The following is a 19,862-nucleotide window of genomic DNA, read 5'->3' as shown; positions in this document are numbered from 1 at the left end:
GCAGATGAGATTAGCGGAGATCTATTACCTCAACGTCCTCATTTTCATTGGTATTGAATACAAAATAGTCATCCATAATGTTGATGTCGCTATTCAGGTCCTTAAATGTATATTTAAATGTACCGCCTACATCATCCTGTATCTCCCAAGCCATCAAATCATTTTTTGATTTATCTATGTAAAGTTTGATTTTCTCAAATTGAGCATTGGGCTTCTCAGCTGTAAGAAGGATTTCGTGTACCGGAACTCCAGACATCACACTGCTGCCCGCAAGCTGTGCCTCATAGCCTTTCTTGTAGATGCTGTAAATGTTTGAAGGGGTAAGTTCTTCAGTATCCTCTTCTACATCATTGATGGTTACTTCCTTGTACCTATTGGACTTTATGAGTGTCCATACCGTATTTCCGTTATTAAATATCTCCTGATCATTCAGGGTAAGCCGATATTTCTCTCCCTTTACCGTTACTTCACCCGTGTTGGTTTGTATCAAACCTTCTTCTTCAGTCGAATAGGTGTATTCAAAAATAGCCGAGAAACCATTCAATCTTTGGTAGTTATCGCTTACTTTTTCAAGTATTTCTACAGCCTTCGGGTCATTTTGTCCCACAGCCAGCATCTGAATGGTACAGAATAGCACAAGACCTGCAATAATCGTTATTTTCCCTCTCATTTTAATGCGTCAATATTTTCAAAGGTTGTTCAATAATTGTTCCAAACTGTTTTCGTCCTGCACCAATACTTCCCGGGCTTTACTGCCTTCAAATGCACCAACTACCCCTGCAGCCTCCAGCTGGTCAATGATCCTTCCTGCCCGGTTGTACCCCAACTTTAATTTGCGCTGTATCAGGGAGGTACTGCCCTGCTGGTGCAACACGATCAATCTCGCAGCATCATCGAACAAAGGATCCCTATCGGCAAGGTCTACCTCGGCTATGCCTCCATCCTCTTCACCAACAAATTCCGGGAGCAGGTAAGCATCCGGGTAGCCCCTTTGGTCTCCTATCCACTCACATATAGCATCCACCTCAGGGGTATCCAGGAAAGCACACTGCAGCCGGATCACATCGGATCCCATTGAAAGCAGCATGTCGCCCATTCCTATCAACTGTTCTGCCCCACCCGCATCCAATATTGTACGGCTGTCTATCTTGCTGGTCACCCTAAAAGACAAACGCGCGGGAAAATTGGCTTTGATAATGCCCGTAATTACATTAACAGAAGGACGCTGGGTAGCCAACACCAGGTGTATGCCTATGGCCCGGGCCAATTGGGCCAACCTGGCAATAGGCCCTTCAATCTCCTTCCCGGCTGTCATCATCAGGTCAGCCAGCTCATCGATTACCAACACGATGTAAGGCATAAACTGATGTCCTTTCTCCGGGTTTAACTTTCTGGCCACAAATTTGGCATTGTATTCCTTCAGGTTTCTGCAACTGGCATCTTTTAGCAGGTCATACCGATTATCCATCTCTATACAGAGTGAATTAAGCGTGTATATTACTTTTTTGGTATCAGTAATGATGGCCTCTTCAGCATTGGGCAGCTTTGCCAGAAAATGTCTTTCTATCTTATTAAACAGCGTCAACTCAACTTTTTTTGGATCTACCAGGATCAATTTGAGCTGAGAGGGATGCTTTTTGTAGATGAGAGAAGCGAGGATCATGTTCAACCCGACGGACTTGCCTTGTCCCGTAGCACCAGCCATGAGCAAATGGGGCATTTTGGATAAGTCTACCACAAACACTTCATTGGAAATGGTTTTACCCAAAGCCACTGGCAAATCCTTATCGCTTTTCATGAATTTCTCTGTGCCCAGCACAGATCTTGCGGCCACCAATTCCCTGTTTTTATTGGGGACTTCAATTCCTATAGTACCCTTTCCCGGTATTGGGGCAATGATCCGGATGCCCAATGCAGCCAGACTAAGCGCAATATCATCCTCAAGATTTTTAATTTTGCTGATTTTCACTCCCGGATCCGGAATGATTTCATACAAGGTTACCGTAGGCCCGATTGTAGCTTTGATTTCCTGAATCCCGATCTTAAAATTTACCAGCGTTTCTACAATCTTATTCTTGTTTTCTTCCAATTCCTGCCTGGTAACCGTTACCTTTTGCTGGTCATACTCATTGAGGAGTTCCAGAGTAGGATACCTGTAGCTCGGCAAATCCAGGGTAGGATCATAAGGATCCAAGTTTTCAACCGTATCTGCTGTTTTTTCTTCTACCTGCTGTTCCTGAATATAGAAACCGTCCGCTCTTTCCTCCGGCTCTCCATAGTCCTCTTCATTTCTTTCCTCTATGTTAAAGGCGGGTTCCTGCGTACTGTCCTTCTTTGCCTCTGAAACTTCCTTTTCAGACAGCTTCCAACTGCTGACTGATGTCTCTTCATCATGATCAACTTCTTCATCCCCGGTATTCCGGGAATTTACCGCTTCCTCTACTGCATCGGTTGAAGGGGATTCCTTCGGATCAGGCTCTGGTGGGATCGGAACTCCTGCATTTTCATCAGGGGAAAACCACCGGATCTGATCCACATTAAAAAATACGATGACGAAAATCAAAAGAGATCCAAAAATCAAGATGAAGGTTCCCCAACCCAGAAATTCATCGGTAATCAACGCAAGTTCATACCCAAAACCTCCACTAAAAAAGGCCAGGTACTGAAATCCGTCAGTTAAATGAACCAGATAGCCCAGCAGTAGTCCCAGCCAAACCAGGAAAAACAAAGAAAAAACGGCATATCTGGTCAGTGAGACCGCTTTAAGTTTGACAGAAAGCCGGAGGCCCCACAAAAACAAGAAGGGCGGAAATAGCAATGCAGCCAGCCCAAACCAACGGTATATCATGTAGTGCGACATGACGGCCCCGGTATACCCTAAAAGATTTTGGGTTTCTCCTGCTCTCGTTCGTAACGGCAGCCCGGAATCACTGACCAGGCTTTGGTCTGCCTGTCCCGCAAACAGGTAGCTCAAAAAAGCCAGCAACATAAAGACAGCGAACATCATAAAAAAAATACCAAAAGATAGTCCCCATCGCTTGTCTTTAAAAACAGCCCAATTGATGGTTTTCCTTCGGGATTTTACCTTTCCCTTTGCCGGATCAGCCTTCTTTTTAAAAGTATTCTTTTTATATGTATTCGCAGCCATGGTAATTCCTTTCCTCCACTATCAGGATGTAATTTAACTTTTGCATTAGAAATAAAAAAGAATCAGGTTTCAACTAACCTTCCTACCAGTCCCATTTTCAATCGCTTAACCATTGCGGGCCCCTCATAAATCATACCAGTATATACCTGCACCAGACTGGCACCGGCATCCAACTTTTCCAAAGCATCTTCAGCAGTAAAAATTCCGCCAACTCCAATCACGGGAAAGGCATTTCCGGATCTGCTTGTCAGGTAACGGATCACTTCCGTGCTTCTTTTTTTCAGGATTTTTCCGCTAAGGCCACCGGCTCCGATTTTACCTACCAGCTTTTCCGAGGTCTCTAAGCCCTCCCTTGTCACAGTGGTATTGGTAGCAATAACGCCGTCTATCTTTGTCTCCGTAACGATGGCGATGATGTCATCCAATTGATTATCACTGAGATCAGGAGCGATTTTAAGCAATATCGGCCGTTTTCGGGGATAATGATCCGCAGCCGATTTTACGGCGAATAGCAGGCGCTTCAGGGGTTCTTTTTCCTGGAGCTCCCGCAAATTGGGCGTATTGGGCGAGCTTACATTAATTACAAAATAATCTACATGAGGGTGCAAGGCATGCAGGCTGTATAAATAATCGTCCAACGCATGATCATTTGGCGTATCTTTATTCTTTCCAATATTGCCTCCCACCAGTATCCCTGACTTTCGCTTTTTTAACCGCTCCACAGCCGCGGCAACGCCCCCATTATTAAAGCCCATTCGATTGATTAGCGCCTGATCCTTGGGCAGACGAAACAATCGAGGCCTGGGATTTCCTGGCTGTGCTTTGGGTGTCAATGTGCCAATTTCAATGAACCCAAAGCCCAATAGGGACATTTCATCGATGAGCCTGGCATCTTTATCAAACCCCGCTGCCAGACCTATCGGGTTTTTAAACTTCAGCCCAAAAACCTCCCGCTCCAGATCCTGGTGCTCATAGGCAAAGGCCGATTGGATGACCGAACGAATAACTGGCAGATTAAACAGCCTTTTTATCAACGAAAAGGTGATATGATGCGCTGATTCGGGGTTTTGGGTGAACAATATAGGTTTGATCAAATGCTTGTACACGGCGAAAGAGTTTTGGCTAATCACAAAAATAATCCAATTCTGTGACATTGCCCTGCTCCCGCTGCACAAATTAGAAGTTAATGACCGGGACATCCTATCTGAACTGAAATGTACCCTAGAGAGATCACCTAACGCAAAAAAATGCCCGGTGTCTGCAGGATCGCTTGGCAGAAACCGGGCTTACGTACAAAAGACAAGGTATCGGAGGAGAATAGTAACCGAAAGAAATAACCTTTCTTATCCCAGTTTGATTTTCTCCTTTCTTCCGGACTTTACTGCCTTGTAGATCGTATCGATGATTATCAAATCCTTCAATCCCTCTTCTCCGTCTACAGCTACTTTGGCGGTATCACCTTCCAATATTATCTCTGCCATGCGATCCATTTGCACCGTCTGGTGAGTGATGTGAGGCTTATCCAATGGCCCTTTATGGGTTTTTCCCTTTATCGGACCGTAACCAGTGGAGGGTTGCATCTCTGCAAATCCTTCTGTTCCATTCAGGAAAAAGCGGTCCAGGTTGCTCATGCTATAGGTAGACAAACAGGAGGCCACCACACCACCAGGAAACCCAAATTGAAACATGATGGTCTCATCTACTCCTTCTTTAAATTTCACCGGATCTGTTTTGGTTTCCTGAGCAGTAACCCATTCGGGCTCAGCACCTATCATATACCGTGCGCCGTTTACTGAGTAAATGCCTATATCCATCATCGCCCCACCGCCGGCAAGGGCTTTGTCCAACCTCCATTGGGTTGGATCACCGATCCTGAATCCGCTCAGCCCCTGAAAAAATTTAATTTCTCCAAATGCTCCAGCCTCCCTCATCCGGATTACTTCCAGGGTATTTGCCTCAAAGTGCATGCGGTAACCCACCAGTAGTTTGACTCCGGCATTTTTGCATGCCTCCACCATTTCCCTGCCCTCTTTGGCGTTGAGCGCCATGGGCTTTTCACAGATTACATGTTTACCGGCTGCCGCCACTCTCAATGCCTGGGGGTGATGTAACGCATTTGGTGTGATAATGTAGACAGCGTCTATGTCCGGATTATCCCGGATCGCGTCAAAATTTTCGTAATTATAACAGTTTTTTTCAGGTATATCGTATTTTGCCTGCCAGTCGGTGATTTTAGAGGGAGTGCCACTAATCACACCTACCAACTTCGCTTTTTTACATGCCTCCATTGCTTCGGCTACTCTGGTACCATAGCTTCCCAGGCCCATTATAGCTACGCGCAACATCGTGCCTTGATCGGATTTTTTGCTCATCTTGTACATAGGTTTGGTCTCAAAACCGGGTATAAAGGGAATAGACACTGCGGAGAGTGTCAGTTTGTGTAAAAAATTTCTTCTACTGGACATGGGAAACTGAGTTTACGGTTATGGTTTTTTCTGATCAGTATATTGCAAGATATTGGATTTATCTATAATTGTAAAATTTTACTACCTTCCCCTTAAAATATAACTCAACCAAAACTCAACCTTTCCACATGATGGAATTGATTACCTACCAGATAGAAAACCAGCTTTCTGTAGCTGAATTTCGGGAGGTCCTTATCGCCTCTACCCTCGGAGAAAGAAGGCCGGTGGAAAATCCGGCAAGACTGGAGAAAATGATCCGCCATGCCAACCTCATCGTCACTGCCAGAAAGGAAGGAAGATTGATCGGGATAGCCCGTTCACTCACCGATACCGCATATTGCACCTATCTCTCTGATCTGGCGGTAGACCTGGAATATCAAAAACAGGGGATAGGCAAAAACCTGATCCGAAGGACCAAAGCCGCCTATCCCCTTGCAAAACTTATCCTGCTATCTGCCCCCAAAGCTACCGGATACTATCCTAAAATAGGCATGTCCAAACACGAAAACTGCTACTACCTGGAAGATTTGGACAAATTGACCTAATCCTCAGTAGCTAATGCCTGGGAAGAGGGTATAGCAACTCTTTTTCAGACGCTGCCTGCTCCTGACCTTAAACAGAGGCAGGAGATGGCAGATCAAACTCTGCTCTTCGTGGATCATATAGCAGACGGTTGGCTTCCACGGACCGGTCTCCAACAAAATGCTCTGAATCCCCATCAAATTCCAGCCAGGGTCCTACGATATAATTGGCCTGGTCTACGGGCACGCCCATCCCATCTCTGGCAATCTCATGGATTTTCATAAATTCCTCAAAAGCCAGTTGGTTGTCTCCAAACCGTCCTGCCTTTGCATTGAAAGGAACTTTTTCTCCGAGCCGGTAGGAAATATTCATCAAATGGCCCATGGTGCAACTGTAGTGCGCATCATACATGTTGCCGTTGGCCATCATTGGGTCATTGGCCTTGCACGCTGCGACGAAACTGCCAAAGGCCCCTCCGGGGGTGATCGGTACAGGTGCTGCAGCTAAATCCCTGGGCTGACTTCCATTGTGTGATTGGTATTCCCCTCCCTCAAACAATCTGCCGCCGTCTTCAAAATAAAACCTGTTGGTCACTGCCCGTTCGTAGCCTTCATGGTCCACATTTCTGACATTGAAAAATACATATTGCCCATTGGTAAACTCGGCCAGAGCAAACATGGTGTTGGGTGTTTCGCCCTGATCGTCCCATCGAAACCTGCCGCCCAGAGCCATCACTCTTTTCGGATGCGTGTTTGCTACCTCGTCGTCCAATGCCCAGTAAGCCACATCCAGTTGATGTGTTCCCTGGTTATTCAGCTCGCCGTTGCCTACCTGCCAAAACCAGTGCCAATTGTAGTGCACCAGATTTTCGTGATATCCATCAATCACCGAAGGGCCTTTCCACAAATTCCAATCAAGGTGGTCTGGCGGATTGGTCACCGGACTGTAGCCGATTCCCTCCCTTGGTTTACAGGCAAAGCCATGGGATACTTTCATTTTACCATACTTGCCCGATTTGATTTCTCCAATCTGCCTGGCCCAATTGTCACTGCTCCTCCTTTGGGTTCCGTGTTGTACCACTATTCCATATTTTTGTGCCGCGGCAAGTGCTATCCTGCCCTCATGTACATCATGGCTGGCGGGTTTTTCAACATAGCAGTGTTTGCCTGCCTGGGCTGCCCAGACCACCATCAGTGAATGCCAGTTATTCGGAGTCGCCACACTGATAGCATCTATATTCTTGTCATCCAGTACTTTACGAACATCTTTTTCTCCCTTTACTTTATTGCTATTGGTCTTTCCCTCCCGGAGTGACTGTACACGTTCACCCAGTACGCGGCTGTCAGGGTCCACCAGATAAGCTATTTCAGCTTCTTTATGCTCTGAAAATTCCCGGATATGGGTTTTCCCGCGACCATTGACGCCGCATACGGCAATTCTGAGCCGTTCGTTTGCCCCCATTATGGATGCATAAGATTTGGCACTGAAACCCATAGCACCAATGGTAAGGCCGCCGGCACCAAAAATGGATTTCTTGATAAACTCCCTTCTTTCTTTCATTATTTGGGTTTATTTTAAGGATAAATTGAATAAGTATGTTCATAAATAAAAGAAAATACTTTTAAGGAATCAAATAAAACCCTTTCATTTGCCATTATTCCGTTTGAGCGGGGACAAATTCATAAATTGAATGCGGTTAGTCTCTGTAAAAAAAGTTCCTTAAGCCAAAGCAGCAAGGGACCGGTTTTAGATAAAGACCAGTTCGGTAGGAAGCAGGATTTATCGGCAAAGCGATAGTTTGCCTGGAGAAGCCTCAGAAAGAGTTTACAGGAAAACGGAAAAAAGAATTGCGTCTACCCTTTCCCACTTCCCTATCCTGTACAGCCTAAAAACAGAAATTTTCTTACCAAGCCCCGAAGCAATGCCGTAGCCTGGCCTTCTCTATTACTTCAAAAACCGGCGATGGTCAGATCAATGGGATAGACCGGAAAAATCTCCTGCCGATCTAGCTCAATAGATTTGTTATCAATTCTGAAGGTGTCTGGATATGCGCAACCTTTTCTTCCTCCAGCTCTTTCTTCAATTCGTACTCCAATTCAAAAATCAGTCCATCCACAAAAATTTTGTCCATTCTCAAGTCATAATAAAAATTCGCGGCTTTCTTTTTTCCAGTCAGTGGAATGCCGTAAGACTGAAATACGCCTATCGTTTTGCGCAGTGCTGTAATATTCTTCATTTCTTGAATAGATAAAACCAAACTCAAAAGTAAGACGACATTGGTTGTACATTTGTTGTGGCGGAGAAGGAATTTTTTAATAAAAATTTGTTAATTGTAGCATAAAAACTTCTATGACCTTATAAAATTTTTCCCATCCGCCAAAATGGGAGCTTTACCTGATCCGCTTTCCTTTCTTTTTTAGCAGGCTGCTGTGCTTGGGGGAGCCTATCAACTGCGAACCGTAAATGCCGGAGTGGCCGCTAAAAAGATAGGCCAGCACGCAGGCCAACCCCATGTATAACCCCGAGCTGGCACCAAAAAGTTCTATGCCCATGAAGGTACAGGTCAGCGGCGTGTTGGTAGCTCCCGAAAAAACCCCCACAAAGCCCATTCCTGCCAACAATGCCATCGGTAAGGGAATTATATCAGCCAGAGCATTGCCCAGAGTAGCACCCACGTAAAACAACGGGGTCACCTCACCACCTTTAAACCCGGATCCAAGTGTAATGGCTGTTTTAGCCGTTTTGATTAAAAAATCATACCAGGGCAGATTTTCTGAAAATGCATCCACGATAGTGGGTATACCCAAGCCTATATATTTGGTGTCACCCATCAGCAGGACAGCCACTGCAATGAGCATACCCCCAATCACCGGGCGAAATGGAGGATAGCTGATTGTACTTGAAAAAAAGCTGGAGCAATAATGGGTAAATACAGCAAAAAGCCGTCCTGCAAGGCCAAAGCAGATACCTGCGGGTATGAGCCATAGAAGCCGGGTCAGGCTTATCCCGGGAACAAATGGAATGGAGTAATGGGTGTGAGGAACGGCCCAGAGGTCTGCGCAGGTATAATCCGATATAGCCGCAGCCAGAAAGGCCGGCAGGATAGACTCGTACCTCAAGCGCCCTACCAGCAACCATTCCAATGCAAACACTGCACCTGCCAGGGGAGTCCCGAACACAGCAGCAAAACCCGCCGCTACACCGACGGTAAGGAGCGTTTTCCTATCGGCGTGTGAAAGGCTAAACCATTTCGTAAACTGGTCTGCGATAGCTCCTCCCATCTGTACAGCAGTGCCCTCACGCCCTGCAGACCCTCCAAAAAAATGGGTTGCAACCGTGCCAAAAAGCACCAATGGAGCCATCCTTAGGGGTATGATTTTAAGCGGGTTGTAAAACTCTTCCAACAACTGGTTGTTGCCCTTTACGACGGAACTCCCAAAACGGTGGTAAATCCAGCCAATGATAAAACCTCCCAGAGGTAGGAGTAAAATCAGGTATTGGTTCGCTTCCCGGTATCTGGTGGCCCAGTCCAGGCTGAGTAGAAAAATTGCAGAAGCTGTTCCCACCAGAATGCCGATTATACCCGCCAGCACCAACCATCGGATAGTATATATCAGATTAGGAGCACATTCCCTGAATACAAATTTTTTTAGGTGCAAAATAAACCTGTTTCTATTCAACATGATACTGAAAATTACCTTCCATCTTAATATCAACCTACAGGTAGGTTCGAACTTGAAACAGGAGTCATCAGCCAGAAAGTCCCGGCGGTTGTGTTGTGAAAACCAGTATTAATCCCGGAAATCTGCAAGCATTGGTGGCACCCCATCACCATCATAGGGCAAATATAGGCAAACAAATCAATTGTCAGTCAGGTAGGCTGTACCTGCTATGTCTATTCCGGCAAAAATTCCTCACCCACCGACCAGCCCCCCGATTCATCGGTAAATTCTTGCCTTACTTCCAGATGGAATGCTTTTTGATAGCTATTGGTTCGGACGATTTGACAACCCATTTTGGAAAGAAAAAAAATGCAAAATATATTGATTACAGGCGGTTCGGGATTGATCGGGCGGGCCATCACCAGATTGCTCGAAGAACAGGGGAAGACCGTAGCCTGGCTCAGCAGGAATCCGGAAAAATACGGGCAGAAAGCTTTTTTCTGGGATCCATCAACGCAAAAAATAGATCATGAGGCACTCTATTGGGCTGACAGCATCATTCATCTCGCCGGAGAGGGTGTGGCGGATGAGCGCTGGACTGCATCCAGAAAAAACGAAATTTTAGAAAGCAGGGTAAAAAGCAGCAGGCTTTTGTACGAGGAGCTAAGAACCCTCAAAGATAAACCGAAGGTGTTCGTCAGTTCGAGTGCGGTTGGGTACTATGGCTTCGATACCGGAGACAAACTTATTTATGAGGGAGAGCCGGCCGGAAAAGATTTTCTTGCTGGGGTAGTGAAGAAGTGGGAAGCGGAAATTGAAAAAATCAATGATACAGGGATTCGTACGGTTATTTTCAGAACGGGGATAGTTCTGGCCAAAGAGGGGGGAGCCCTGAAAGAGATGCTGAAACCCCCGGTAGCTGCTCCCCTTGGATCGGGAAAACAGTACATGAGCTGGATTCACGTAGAGGATCTGGCCAGGATGTATATTTACGCAATGGAGAATCACGGACTCTCCGGTATATACAATGCCGTCGGCCCAGTGCCGGTTACCAACCGCGTACTTACGGAGCGGGCGGCTAGCTTCCGGGGAAAGCCATTTGTCAATCTGGGCGTTCCCGCATTTGCACTGAAGCTCTTGTTGGGAGAAATGGCCCAAATGGTGCTGGGTGGTAACAGGGTGAGCTCTGAGAAAATCCAGGGTGCAGGCTTCAGATACAAGTATGGAGACTTGAATCAGGCCCTTCAGCAGATTTTTGTCTAGATTTGATAAATGGTAATTTCATTTCGAAATTAACTTTATACTTTCATCGCATGTTGTGTAAAGCAACACTATAAAGCATAACCAAATCCTACCCCCTATGAGATTCAAATTGTTGTGTAGCCTATTTTTATCAACTTTATCAACGTTTTTTGCCGCAAAGGCCCAGGATGCCAGCCTGGAATATTATCTGCCGGATAATTTCACCTACGAAGCGAATATTCCGGTTCCTTCCGCTGTGCTGGGTTTCGAAGTCGGTGAGTGGCATGCCAACCATACCCAGGTAGTACAATATTTTTCTGAAATTGCGGCCAGTTCGCCACGGGCCAGTTTGATACGCTACGGGAGCAGCTATGAAAAGCGTCCCCTGATCATGCTGGCTGTTTCCTCTCCCGAAAACATCGAAAATCTGGAAAGCATTAAAACACAAAGGGCGGCATTGAGAAATTCGAATACCGTACCTGGCAACATGCCGGTAGTGATGTATATGGGGCATTCGGTACATGGGAATGAACCCTCCGGAGTCAATGCCTCCCTCCTATCTGCCTATCACTTTACAGCAGCCATTGAATTGGAAGAGGATTTGGAAAATATGGTATTGCTGATCGACCCGGCTATAAACCCGGACGGCATCAATCGGTTTGCATCCTGGGTAAACAGCCACAAAAGTTACCATCAAAGCGGGGACCGCAACAACAGGGAGCTGAATGAAACCTGGCCTGGTGGCAGAACCAACCATTACTGGTTTGACCTTAACAGAGATTGGCTTCCTGTCCAACACCCGGAATCGAGAGGGAGGATAGCCAGCCTGCAGGAATGGCTCCCCAATATCGTGCTTGATTTCCATGAAATGGGAACAAACAATACTTTTTTCTTCCAGCCGGGAATACCCAGCCGCAACAATCCCCTTACACCTGAAAAAAATTTCGAACTGACTGATAAAATAGCGCAATACCACGCCAGGTACCTGGATGAGATAGGCTCACTTTATTACACCAGAGAAAGCTTTGACGATTATTACTATGGGAAGGGGTCGACTTATCCGGATATTCAGGGGGCGATAGGAATATTATTTGAGCAGGCATCCTCCAGAGGGCACCTGCAGGAAAATGCTTTTGGGGAGATCAGCTTTCCCTTTACAATCAAAAACCAATTTACCACCGCCCTTTCCTCTTTTGAAGCAGCCCGGGATATGAGACAGGAGCTCAATCAGTATATGGTCGATTTTTATCAGGAATCCCGGCAGGCCTACAATGAAGATGATGACAAGGCCTATATTTTTGGCGCCGAGGAAGACTACGGAAGGACATATCATTTTGCTGATATACTGCTTCAGCATGACATACGGCTGTACAGCCTGGAGGAGGATGTGAATCTCAATGGTGTTCCTTTTAAATCCGGAAAATCATTCATAGTGCCTTTGGACCAACCCCAGTACCGGTTGATCAAGTCAATGTTTGAAACCCGTACAAGTTTTACGGACAGTCTGTTTTATGATGTTTCTACCTGGAACATGCCCATGGCGTTTAACCTGGAGTCTATGGCACTGAGCAGCCGGATACTCAATCTGGCAAAAGTAGAAGACGTGAGCGAGGGTCTTTCTTTTAAGGAAGGAAAGGTGCTGGGTGCTGAAGGAGCATACAGTTATGCCTTCGAATGGACGGAATATTATGCTCCGAAAGCACTGTATCAGCTTATGGACAAGGGGTATCGACTCAGGGTTGCCCACAAGCCCTTTCAAAATCAGCTGGGTCAGGTTTTTTCCCGCGGCACCATATTGGTTGAAAAAGGGAATACAGATAGTACAGACGCCGCGTTTTTTGATGATCTCAACAAGGTAGCCAGGAATACGGGAATCACCATTCATGCACTGTCTACGGGATATACATCCGGCATTAACCTGGGTTCGCCGAGCATTGATGTTCTGGAGAAACCTGACATTGCGGTTATGGTTGGTGATGGTGTGGGCAGCAGCGACGCCGGTGAAATCTGGCATCTATTCGATCAGAGACTGGACATACCTGTCACCCTTATCCCGGCTGATCGGATTTCGTCTGCTGACCTAAACCGCTACAATGTCATCGTGCTGCCTTCAGGAAATTATGGCACCGTCGACAAAAATGGGGTCGGTAAATTGAACAGTTGGGTAACGAATGGCGGTACACTCATCGCCCGGGGATCCGCAATGAATTGGCTCACCCGGCAGGATCTAGCTTCCTTTCAATTCCAGTCAAGAGAAGATTCAGCGAACAGTGTCCAGAAAAACTATGCTGATCTCAGCAATGAGCAGGGTGCAAAGGTGACCGGAGGAGCCATATTTAAGGCCAAACTGGACACCACACACCCGGTAGGTTATGGGTATACTACCGGCGAAATCCATGTATTCAAAACCGGTAATCAATTTCTCAAGCCCGCAAACAATCCCTACGCCAATCCATTGATTTATACGGAAAATCCATTGGCCAGCGGATATGTACATCCCGATAATCTGGAAATGATAAAAAATAACGGAGTTATCCAGGTTTCCTCCAGGGGAAGCGGAAGAATTGTGGGATTTGTAGATAACCCGAACTTCCGCGCCTTTTGGTTTGGCACGAATAAGCTATTTCTGAATGCGGTTTTTCTCGGCCAAACTATCAGTGGTGCCTCTGCAAGATAATGGCCTGAAAGTGGGAAATAAGGGCTACACCTCCCTCACTATTCAGGGTTGAAAATGCATTTTTTCTGCTATCAACGCCTGGAAGGCAGGATTATTTTCATAAAGTGATTTTAATATTTGCTATAGTTTTGTTTATTTTACCATCTCAAGAAGAAGGTATGGCAAAAAAACTCTTTCCTTTAGACAAAAACTACATACTCCAGCAGGCCCAGATAGCCATGGAAAAGGAAATGATGGTTTTGATGCTGGAGGAATTAAAGGATGCTTTTGTTCGGCTTTTTAACCCCCTCAAGCTGCAGGACGATACCTATCTGCAAATTTTAAAGGAAGATACCTTTCCCCAAAATCACCTTTCTCTAATATACCAGCAGTTGGCAGGCATATACCGGTTCAGGTATGGTTCCAATCAACTGGAGATCCTGTTTGATGGAAAGACCCACTTCGAAAAATACCAGGAGGATTGGGCGCTCTGCCTCAGGAAATGGTTACTTTCCCTGGGACAACAAGAAACCTACGTGAAGACCATGCTAAGAATGACCCTACTCTACGATGGTCCTACAAGGGCAGTATTTGCTGAGAATAGGTGTAAGTCAGTTATAAATGACTTTTTTGGTCTTTCGATCGTCAAGCGAAAGGGAGACTTGCTGATGAAAACGGGCAGTTGATGTATATTTTCAATCGACAGATTCCAATACAGATCGAAAAGAAACAAATTGGCTACCAAATTTGTCCACAATTTCCTCTCTTAAAACTGTAGCATATTTTTGCTGAAAAAACTCCAGATCCTCCATCTCTTCGGCGAAAAACTGGGCTGAAAAGTTAACCCCGTCCCCATTGTCATCCTGGAGCAACCGAAAAAACCTTTTCTCAAAAAACAAGCCTGTCTGCATGACCTTTGGAAAGTATTCATACTTCATCCACTCTACAAATTCAAACTCCCGCTCTTTGTCTATATTGATGGTAATATTATAAAGTATCATCAGTTCAACTTTTTTCTTTATTTTTGCCTCCCATTTGAGATCATCGATCCATATAAAAAACAAAAGTATCAAAAAATCATTTAGTATTAATCACTACCAAAATTGTACCGAAAACAATTCTTTTATTTCAGACAATGAGCAATCTTCTAAAATTGCCTTCTTTTTTCAAAACGGATAAGCTAAATGGAGCTAAAATGGTCGTTCTCATCCTCCATCTGGTTGGGCTGTTCGGACTTTCGGTTCCCCAATTCAGACCCTATTTTCAATACCTCACCCCCTTTCACCTGCTAGCCGTCACGGGCATATTGCTTTCTTTCCATACTGACTTTAACCGCAGATTTATTTTCTTTGCCCTTTTCGCGTTTACAGTAGGTATGGTATCCGAAATCATTGGAGTAAAAACGGGTTTGATATTCGGGGAATACAATTACGGTCCTGTCCTGGGTCCCCGATTGATGGGAGTCCCGCTGATCATAGGTCTGAACTGGTTTCTGCTGGTGTATCTCACCGGTGGCATCCTGCATGGATGGATCAAGTCCGATTTCCTGGCTGGCGCAGCCAGTTCGTTGCTTATGGTAGTGATGGATCTTATATTGGAGCCGGTGGCCGTCGCCCTGGATTTTTGGGAATGGGAACGAAACGACATCCCCTTGTCCAATTTTGCAGGTTGGTTTTTCATCGCATTTATCATCCAACTGGCCTACAGGAAAACAAGTTTTGGAAAGAAAAATCCTTTAAATGTGTTCATTTTCGTGAACCTGATGTTGTTTTTTTCCATTTTGGCCATTATTCTTGATTAAGCAAAACATTTTATTCAATCAAAAGTTGTCATTGCGATGATCTATGCACTTGGGTATATATTGATGGGTTTTTTGGCTATGGAGCTTGCAGGCTGGTTTATCCACAAATATATCATGCATGGTCCGTTATGGATGATCCACAAAACCCACCATCAGCATGGTAAAGGCTATTTCGAACTCAATGACCTATTCTCGCTGCTGTTCGGTGGTATTGCCGTTACCCTTATCTTTCTTGGACGGGAAAATTTTGATTACAGGTTTTGGATGGGGATTGGAATAAGTGTATATGGAATGAGTTATTTCTTTCTGCATGATATACTCATTCATCGCAGGTTAAAGTTCTTTGGGAGGCCAAAAAGCAGATTTTTGGCTGGTATATTCAAAGCCCATCAGGCGCATCATGCCAGCAGATACAGAGATGGATCTGTATCATTTGGTTTGTTTTTTGTTCCTTTTAAATATTTCAAAAAAAAGCGCGATGAGTAGTTATTCTATTAAGGATTTGGAGCAATTGTCTGGAATCAAGGCCCACACTTTGAGGGTTTGGGAACAACGATACAACTTACTGAAACCCAAAAGAACGGAGACCAACATCCGGTTTTATGATGATGAGGATCTGAAGCTGATTCTGAATGTGGCCCTGCTGAACGATAATGGTTACAAGATCAGCAAAATAGCAAAGCTCTCGCTTGCAGAAATGAAAGCTGAAGTGCTGAAAATGACCGAAAGGTCCTTTGCCTATGACGATCAGATTCACTCTCTTATCATTACCATGGTGGAATTGGACGAAGAGCGATTCGAAAAAATTATCGCCACCAATATCCTTAAAATCGGTTTCGAGCTGACCATGCTCCATATCATTTACCCTTTTTTGTCAAAAATTGGTATACTTTGGCAGACGGGCAGTATCCATCCCGGTCAGGAGCATTTTATCAGTAATCTGGTGAGGCAAAAATTAATCGTTGCTATCGATGGGCAGATGTACTCCGGTGGAGGGAAAAAATTTCTTTTGTTTCTGCCTGAGGGTGAGCTGCACGAAATTTCTCTGCTCTTCTCCAGCTATTTGCTCAAAGCAAGCGGACATAAGGTCATCTATCTGGGTCAAAACACCCCGGATGAAGATTTAAATAGCGTGTACGAAGTCCATAAGCCAGATTATCTGGTCACCGTAATTACTACTTCTCCGTCCGGGGAGCAGGTTCAGGCTTATCTGGATTCACTCAGCGATCGTTTTTCCACCTCACAAATTTTGATTTCGGGCTATCAAATCATCGGGCAGGACCTTAGAATCCCTCCCAACGTTCATGTCATGCAATACCTGAAAGATATCAAGGAGTATCTCGTTTCCCTAACCCACGTAGCCTGACGAATGGCCGGTAAAGCTTCGATACCGATTTATGTAATCCGGCTACACCTCTGCTAGAAGATGCTTCGCCGTACACAAGCATCTTCTCCATTAGGATTTCATTTGGAATCCGTCAAACTCCTATTTCAAGATGGTACAGAATGGTCAAACGCAGGTTGTTAATCCCACCCGGCACTGCCTTTATCCAATCTGAGCGCCAATGCAGGTGATCCCAGACAGGACTTCAAACTTTTTTCCGTTCACAAATCACTTCAATTTTCCATTTAGGTAAATTTTATCAACGAATGGACATTTATTTTGAGGAAATTTTATGAATTCGCTTTATCTTACTTGAAAATCCGGCACCCAGCATATTTCACGAATATTAAGCTGTTTTCAAATTCAATTGATCAATCGATGTTACAAAGATTACTGAGCACCCGCCATTGCTTGACCATGGGGTTACTCACAGGCATTGTTTTGAGCCTTTTTACCTCCTGCCAGCAAGGGGAGTCCCTACCCCCTGCAGATCCGGACAATGGAGGACTTTTTCTTCCTGATGGGTTCGGAGCGGTGGTAGTGGTAGACAGCATAGGCAGGGCACGACACCTGACAGTGAATGATAATGGTGACATCTACGTCAAATTGAGGGTGCCCAACAAAGCCGGTCAGGGAGTGGTGGGCTTAAGGGATACCGACAAAGACGGTAAGGCGGACCAGGTAGAGACCTTCGGCGACTATACCGATACCGGTAATTACGGCACCGGGATGGAAATATACAATGGATACCTCTATTTCAGTACAGCCGGAGAGGTGTACCGGACCGAATTAGATCCGGATAATCTGGTACCTGATGCTGAGGTAGAATTGATCATGAGAGATGACTATAAGAATGCGGTACATGGTTATGAGCACATCGCAAAGCCTCTGGCATTTGACCAGGAAGGAAACATGTACGTACCGTTTGGCTCGCCGGGAGATGTCTGCCAGGAATTTAACCGGAAACCTGGCGCACCCGGAATGGATCCCTGTCCGGAGCTGGAATGGCATGGTGGTATATGGAGGTTTGATGCCAACAAACTCAATCAAACACAACAGGAAGATGGATACAGGTATGCTACCGGCATTCGAAGCGTCGTCGCCATGGATTGGAACAAAGCAGAAAACAGCCTGTATGTGGTACAACATGGCCGCGATAACCTGCACCGTACCTGGCCAGACATGTTTTCCCGGTGGGAGTCGGCCATTCTCCCTTCAGAAGAATTATTTAAGGTGGAAGATGGAACAGACGGGGGCTGGCCTTATTTTTATTACGACCACATGCGCGAAAAAAAGCTATTGAATCCGGAATACGGAGGTGATAAAGAATTGGCAACTGGGGCAGAAGATGTAACATGGCCTCTTATAGGATTTCCGGGACATTTTGCACCGAATGACCTGTATTTTTATCAGGGAGACCAATTTCCGGAAAGGTATAAAAATGGTGCATTTGTGGCTTTTCATGGAAGTACCATTAGAGGACCCTACCCTCAGGGTGGCTATTTTGTAGGCTTTGTCCCCTTTGAGAACGGAAAACCTTCAGGCCCCTGGGAGGTCTTTGCAGATGGATTTGCCCAACTGGATACCATCGTCAATACCGGAGATGCGGCTGCGCGGCCGATGGGTATATCCATGGGTCCAGACGGATCTCTCTACATTACAGAGAGTGTTCAGGGTAAAATATGGAGGATCATGTACACGGGCGGGAAAGAAGATTTTGGAGAAGAAGCCCTGGCCAAACTCGAGCATAGAAAAAATACCCGGACAAACATCAAAAACCCGGATGAAGAAGCCGATAATCTGGAGAAAGGGCTGCTGGAGACCGGAGCTCAAACCTACAACATATATTGCGCCACCTGCCACCAGGCGAATGGCAAAGGTGATGGCACCCGTTTTCCGCCCTTGTCAGAAACAGAATGGGTGACCCGCAACAATCGGCGATTGATTGGCCTGGTGCTCAATGGTCTGGAAGAACAAATTGAGGTCAATGGGGTCAAATACAACGGTATCATGCCCGCACATTCATTTTTAAGTGATGCGGAAATTGCCGGCGTACTGACCTATATCCGAAAAAACTTCGGCAACAATTCCTCCAGTATTTCCGCCACAGAAGTGGCCAAAGTCAGGAATGAACTGCAATAACTTGCGTTGACTGTCTTAAATCCGTAAATTCAACTCAAATGAAACTTGTACCGCTTGTATTTGTACTAGTACTTGGGCTGTATAACAGTCATTTTACAGATACCATGATCCAATCCACATCCGAACCTTCCAGATACCCGGTCCATCCTGTGACGCAACCCATAACTATTGACGGCAACTGGGAAAAAGAAGTATGGAGGAATACTCCATCCGCCGAAATCGCACTCCATATGGGTGATCGCCCGCACTTTTCCCCCAAAACCCAGCTGAAGTTGCGGTACGACAAAAAGAATATCTACGGAATATTTAAAGTCGAAGACCGCTATGTGCGCTGCCTGGTGCAGGAGGTAAACGGACCGGTTTCCACAGATTCCTGCGTGGAGTTTTTCTTTTCACCGGATGTGACGGCACCACTGGAATACTTTAATCTCGAAATCAACTGTGCCGGGGTTCCGCTGATGCACCATGTGACCAAACCCAGAAAAACCTATGAAGTACTTGACGCATCGGATATAGCCCAGATAGAAATTGCCCATAGCATGCCGGATAAAGTTGATCCGGAAATCCAGGACGAAGTGACCTGGTACATAGAATTCAGCATGCCATTGGATATATTGAAAAAATACCGTGAGATTACTACTCCGGCGCCTGGAGTGACCTGGAAGGCCAACTTTTATAAGACTGGAAGCAAAACCAGCAATCCCCACTTTTTTACCTGGAACGAGGTAGTGAACGAGAGGCCAGACTTTCACCTTCCCGCTTACTTTGGCGAGATCATCTTTCAATAAGTGTGCATGAAATCGAGAATAACTAAGCAACATGGTCAACTGACTAAGAAAA

The 19,862-nt window shown here is 45.5% G+C and carries 17 protein-coding genes and 1 riboswitch; of the genes, 9 read left to right on the top strand and 8 right to left on the bottom strand.

The annotated features are described in order from the left end of the window. Positions 1-10: 10 nt before the first annotated feature. From BUB19_RS18020 to BUB19_RS18005, 4 genes are all read right to left on the bottom strand, one after another. Positions 11-670, bottom strand: a complete 660-nt coding sequence (locus tag BUB19_RS18020) for an outer membrane lipoprotein periplasmic chaperone LolA1 (RefSeq protein WP_073096371.1) — start codon at positions 668-670, stop codon at positions 11-13. Between the two features lie 18 nt (positions 671-688). Further along, positions 689-3,148 carry an FtsK/SpoIIIE family DNA translocase gene (locus tag BUB19_RS18015; protein WP_073096369.1) on the bottom strand — a complete coding sequence of 820 codons (2,460 nt, stop codon included), beginning with the start codon at positions 3,146-3,148 and terminating at the stop codon, positions 689-691. A gap of 62 nt (positions 3,149-3,210) precedes the next feature. Beyond that, positions 3,211-4,254 (bottom strand): quinone-dependent dihydroorotate dehydrogenase, encoded by a 1,044-nt coding sequence (locus BUB19_RS18010; protein ID WP_073096488.1) that lies wholly within the window; start codon positions 4,252-4,254, stop codon positions 3,211-3,213. Positions 4,255-4,491: 237 nt separating this feature from the next. Further along, positions 4,492-5,613, bottom strand: a complete 1,122-nt coding sequence (locus BUB19_RS18005) for a Gfo/Idh/MocA family protein (RefSeq protein ID WP_073096367.1) — start codon at positions 5,611-5,613, stop codon at positions 4,492-4,494. 128 nt (positions 5,614-5,741) lie between these two features. Between BUB19_RS18005 and BUB19_RS18000 the strand changes: the two genes are divergently transcribed. Continuing rightward, the gene (locus BUB19_RS18000) at positions 5,742-6,158 is read left to right on the top strand and encodes a GNAT family N-acetyltransferase (RefSeq protein WP_084097454.1); all 417 of its coding nucleotides are present in this window, start codon (positions 5,742-5,744) and stop codon (positions 6,156-6,158) included. A 67-nt stretch (positions 6,159-6,225) separates the two neighbouring features. Here BUB19_RS18000 and BUB19_RS17995 read toward each other — a convergent pair whose 3' ends face one another. The 3 genes from BUB19_RS17995 to BUB19_RS17985 form a co-directional block, all read right to left on the bottom strand. Further along, entirely contained in the window at positions 6,226-7,695 is a 1,470-nt protein-coding gene (locus tag BUB19_RS17995; RefSeq protein ID WP_073096365.1) for a Gfo/Idh/MocA family protein, read from the bottom strand. Positions 7,696-8,140: 445 nt separating this feature from the next. Beyond that, positions 8,141-8,371, bottom strand: a complete 231-nt coding sequence (locus BUB19_RS17990; RefSeq protein WP_073096363.1) for an acyl carrier protein — start codon at positions 8,369-8,371, stop codon at positions 8,141-8,143. A gap of 154 nt (positions 8,372-8,525) precedes the next feature. Then, positions 8,526-9,818: a voltage-gated chloride channel family protein gene (locus BUB19_RS17985; RefSeq protein ID WP_073096361.1), complete on the bottom strand. Its 1,293-nt coding sequence runs from the start codon at positions 9,816-9,818 to the stop codon at positions 8,526-8,528. A gap of 51 nt (positions 9,819-9,869) precedes the next feature. Then, positions 9,870-9,977: riboswitch (Fluoride riboswitch) on the bottom strand. 189 nt (positions 9,978-10,166) lie between these two features. On the opposite strand from BUB19_RS17985, the gene BUB19_RS17980 reads away from it, so the two are divergent. The 3 genes from BUB19_RS17980 (at position 10,167) to BUB19_RS17970 (ending at position 14,381) form a co-directional block, all read left to right on the top strand. Further along, complete coding sequence (locus BUB19_RS17980; protein WP_073096484.1) at positions 10,167-11,060, top strand: TIGR01777 family oxidoreductase; 894 nt, start codon at positions 10,167-10,169, stop codon at positions 11,058-11,060. A 97-nt stretch (positions 11,061-11,157) separates the two neighbouring features. Further along, a complete protein-coding gene (locus BUB19_RS17975; RefSeq protein WP_073096359.1) occupies positions 11,158-13,716 on the top strand; it encodes a M14 family metallopeptidase in 2,559 nt (852 codons plus the stop codon). Positions 13,717-13,874: 158 nt separating this feature from the next. After that, a complete protein-coding gene (locus BUB19_RS17970; RefSeq protein ID WP_073096357.1) occupies positions 13,875-14,381 on the top strand; it encodes a hypothetical protein in 507 nt (168 codons plus the stop codon). A gap of 9 nt (positions 14,382-14,390) precedes the next feature. On the opposite strand, the gene BUB19_RS17965 is transcribed toward BUB19_RS17970, so the two are convergent. After that, positions 14,391-14,696, bottom strand: coding sequence for a DUF4286 family protein (locus BUB19_RS17965; RefSeq protein ID WP_073096482.1), 306 nt, complete (start codon positions 14,694-14,696; stop codon positions 14,391-14,393). Positions 14,697-14,890: 194 nt separating this feature from the next. Between BUB19_RS17965 and BUB19_RS17960 the strand changes: the two genes are divergently transcribed. The 5 genes from BUB19_RS17960 (at position 14,891) to BUB19_RS17940 (ending at position 19,810) form a co-directional block, all read left to right on the top strand. Continuing rightward, complete coding sequence (locus BUB19_RS17960) at positions 14,891-15,496, top strand: carotenoid biosynthesis protein (RefSeq protein WP_245802898.1); 606 nt, start codon at positions 14,891-14,893, stop codon at positions 15,494-15,496. Positions 15,497-15,532: 36 nt separating this feature from the next. Continuing rightward, the gene (locus BUB19_RS17955; RefSeq protein ID WP_073096353.1) at positions 15,533-15,982 is read left to right on the top strand and encodes a sterol desaturase family protein; all 450 of its coding nucleotides are present in this window, start codon (positions 15,533-15,535) and stop codon (positions 15,980-15,982) included. Then, the gene (locus BUB19_RS17950) at positions 15,975-16,862 is read left to right on the top strand and encodes a MerR family transcriptional regulator (RefSeq protein ID WP_073096351.1); all 888 of its coding nucleotides are present in this window, start codon (positions 15,975-15,977) and stop codon (positions 16,860-16,862) included. The genes BUB19_RS17955 and BUB19_RS17950 overlap by 8 nt, the downstream gene beginning before the upstream one ends. A 396-nt stretch (positions 16,863-17,258) precedes the next feature. Further along, positions 17,259-19,022, top strand: a complete 1,764-nt coding sequence (locus BUB19_RS17945) for a PQQ-dependent sugar dehydrogenase (RefSeq protein WP_084097450.1) — start codon at positions 17,259-17,261, stop codon at positions 19,020-19,022. Positions 19,023-19,060: 38 nt separating this feature from the next. Then, positions 19,061-19,810 (top strand): carbohydrate-binding family 9-like protein, encoded by a 750-nt coding sequence (locus tag BUB19_RS17940; protein ID WP_245802897.1) that lies wholly within the window; start codon positions 19,061-19,063, stop codon positions 19,808-19,810. Positions 19,811-19,862 lie beyond the last annotated feature (52 nt).

Origin of the sequence: Cyclobacterium lianum (assembly GCF_900143075.1) — a bacterium.
GTDB lineage: Bacteria > Bacteroidota > Bacteroidia > Cytophagales > Cyclobacteriaceae > Cyclobacterium > Cyclobacterium lianum.
Note: the sequence above shows the minus strand (reverse complement) of the source record. Positions and strands in the feature narration are given on the sequence as shown.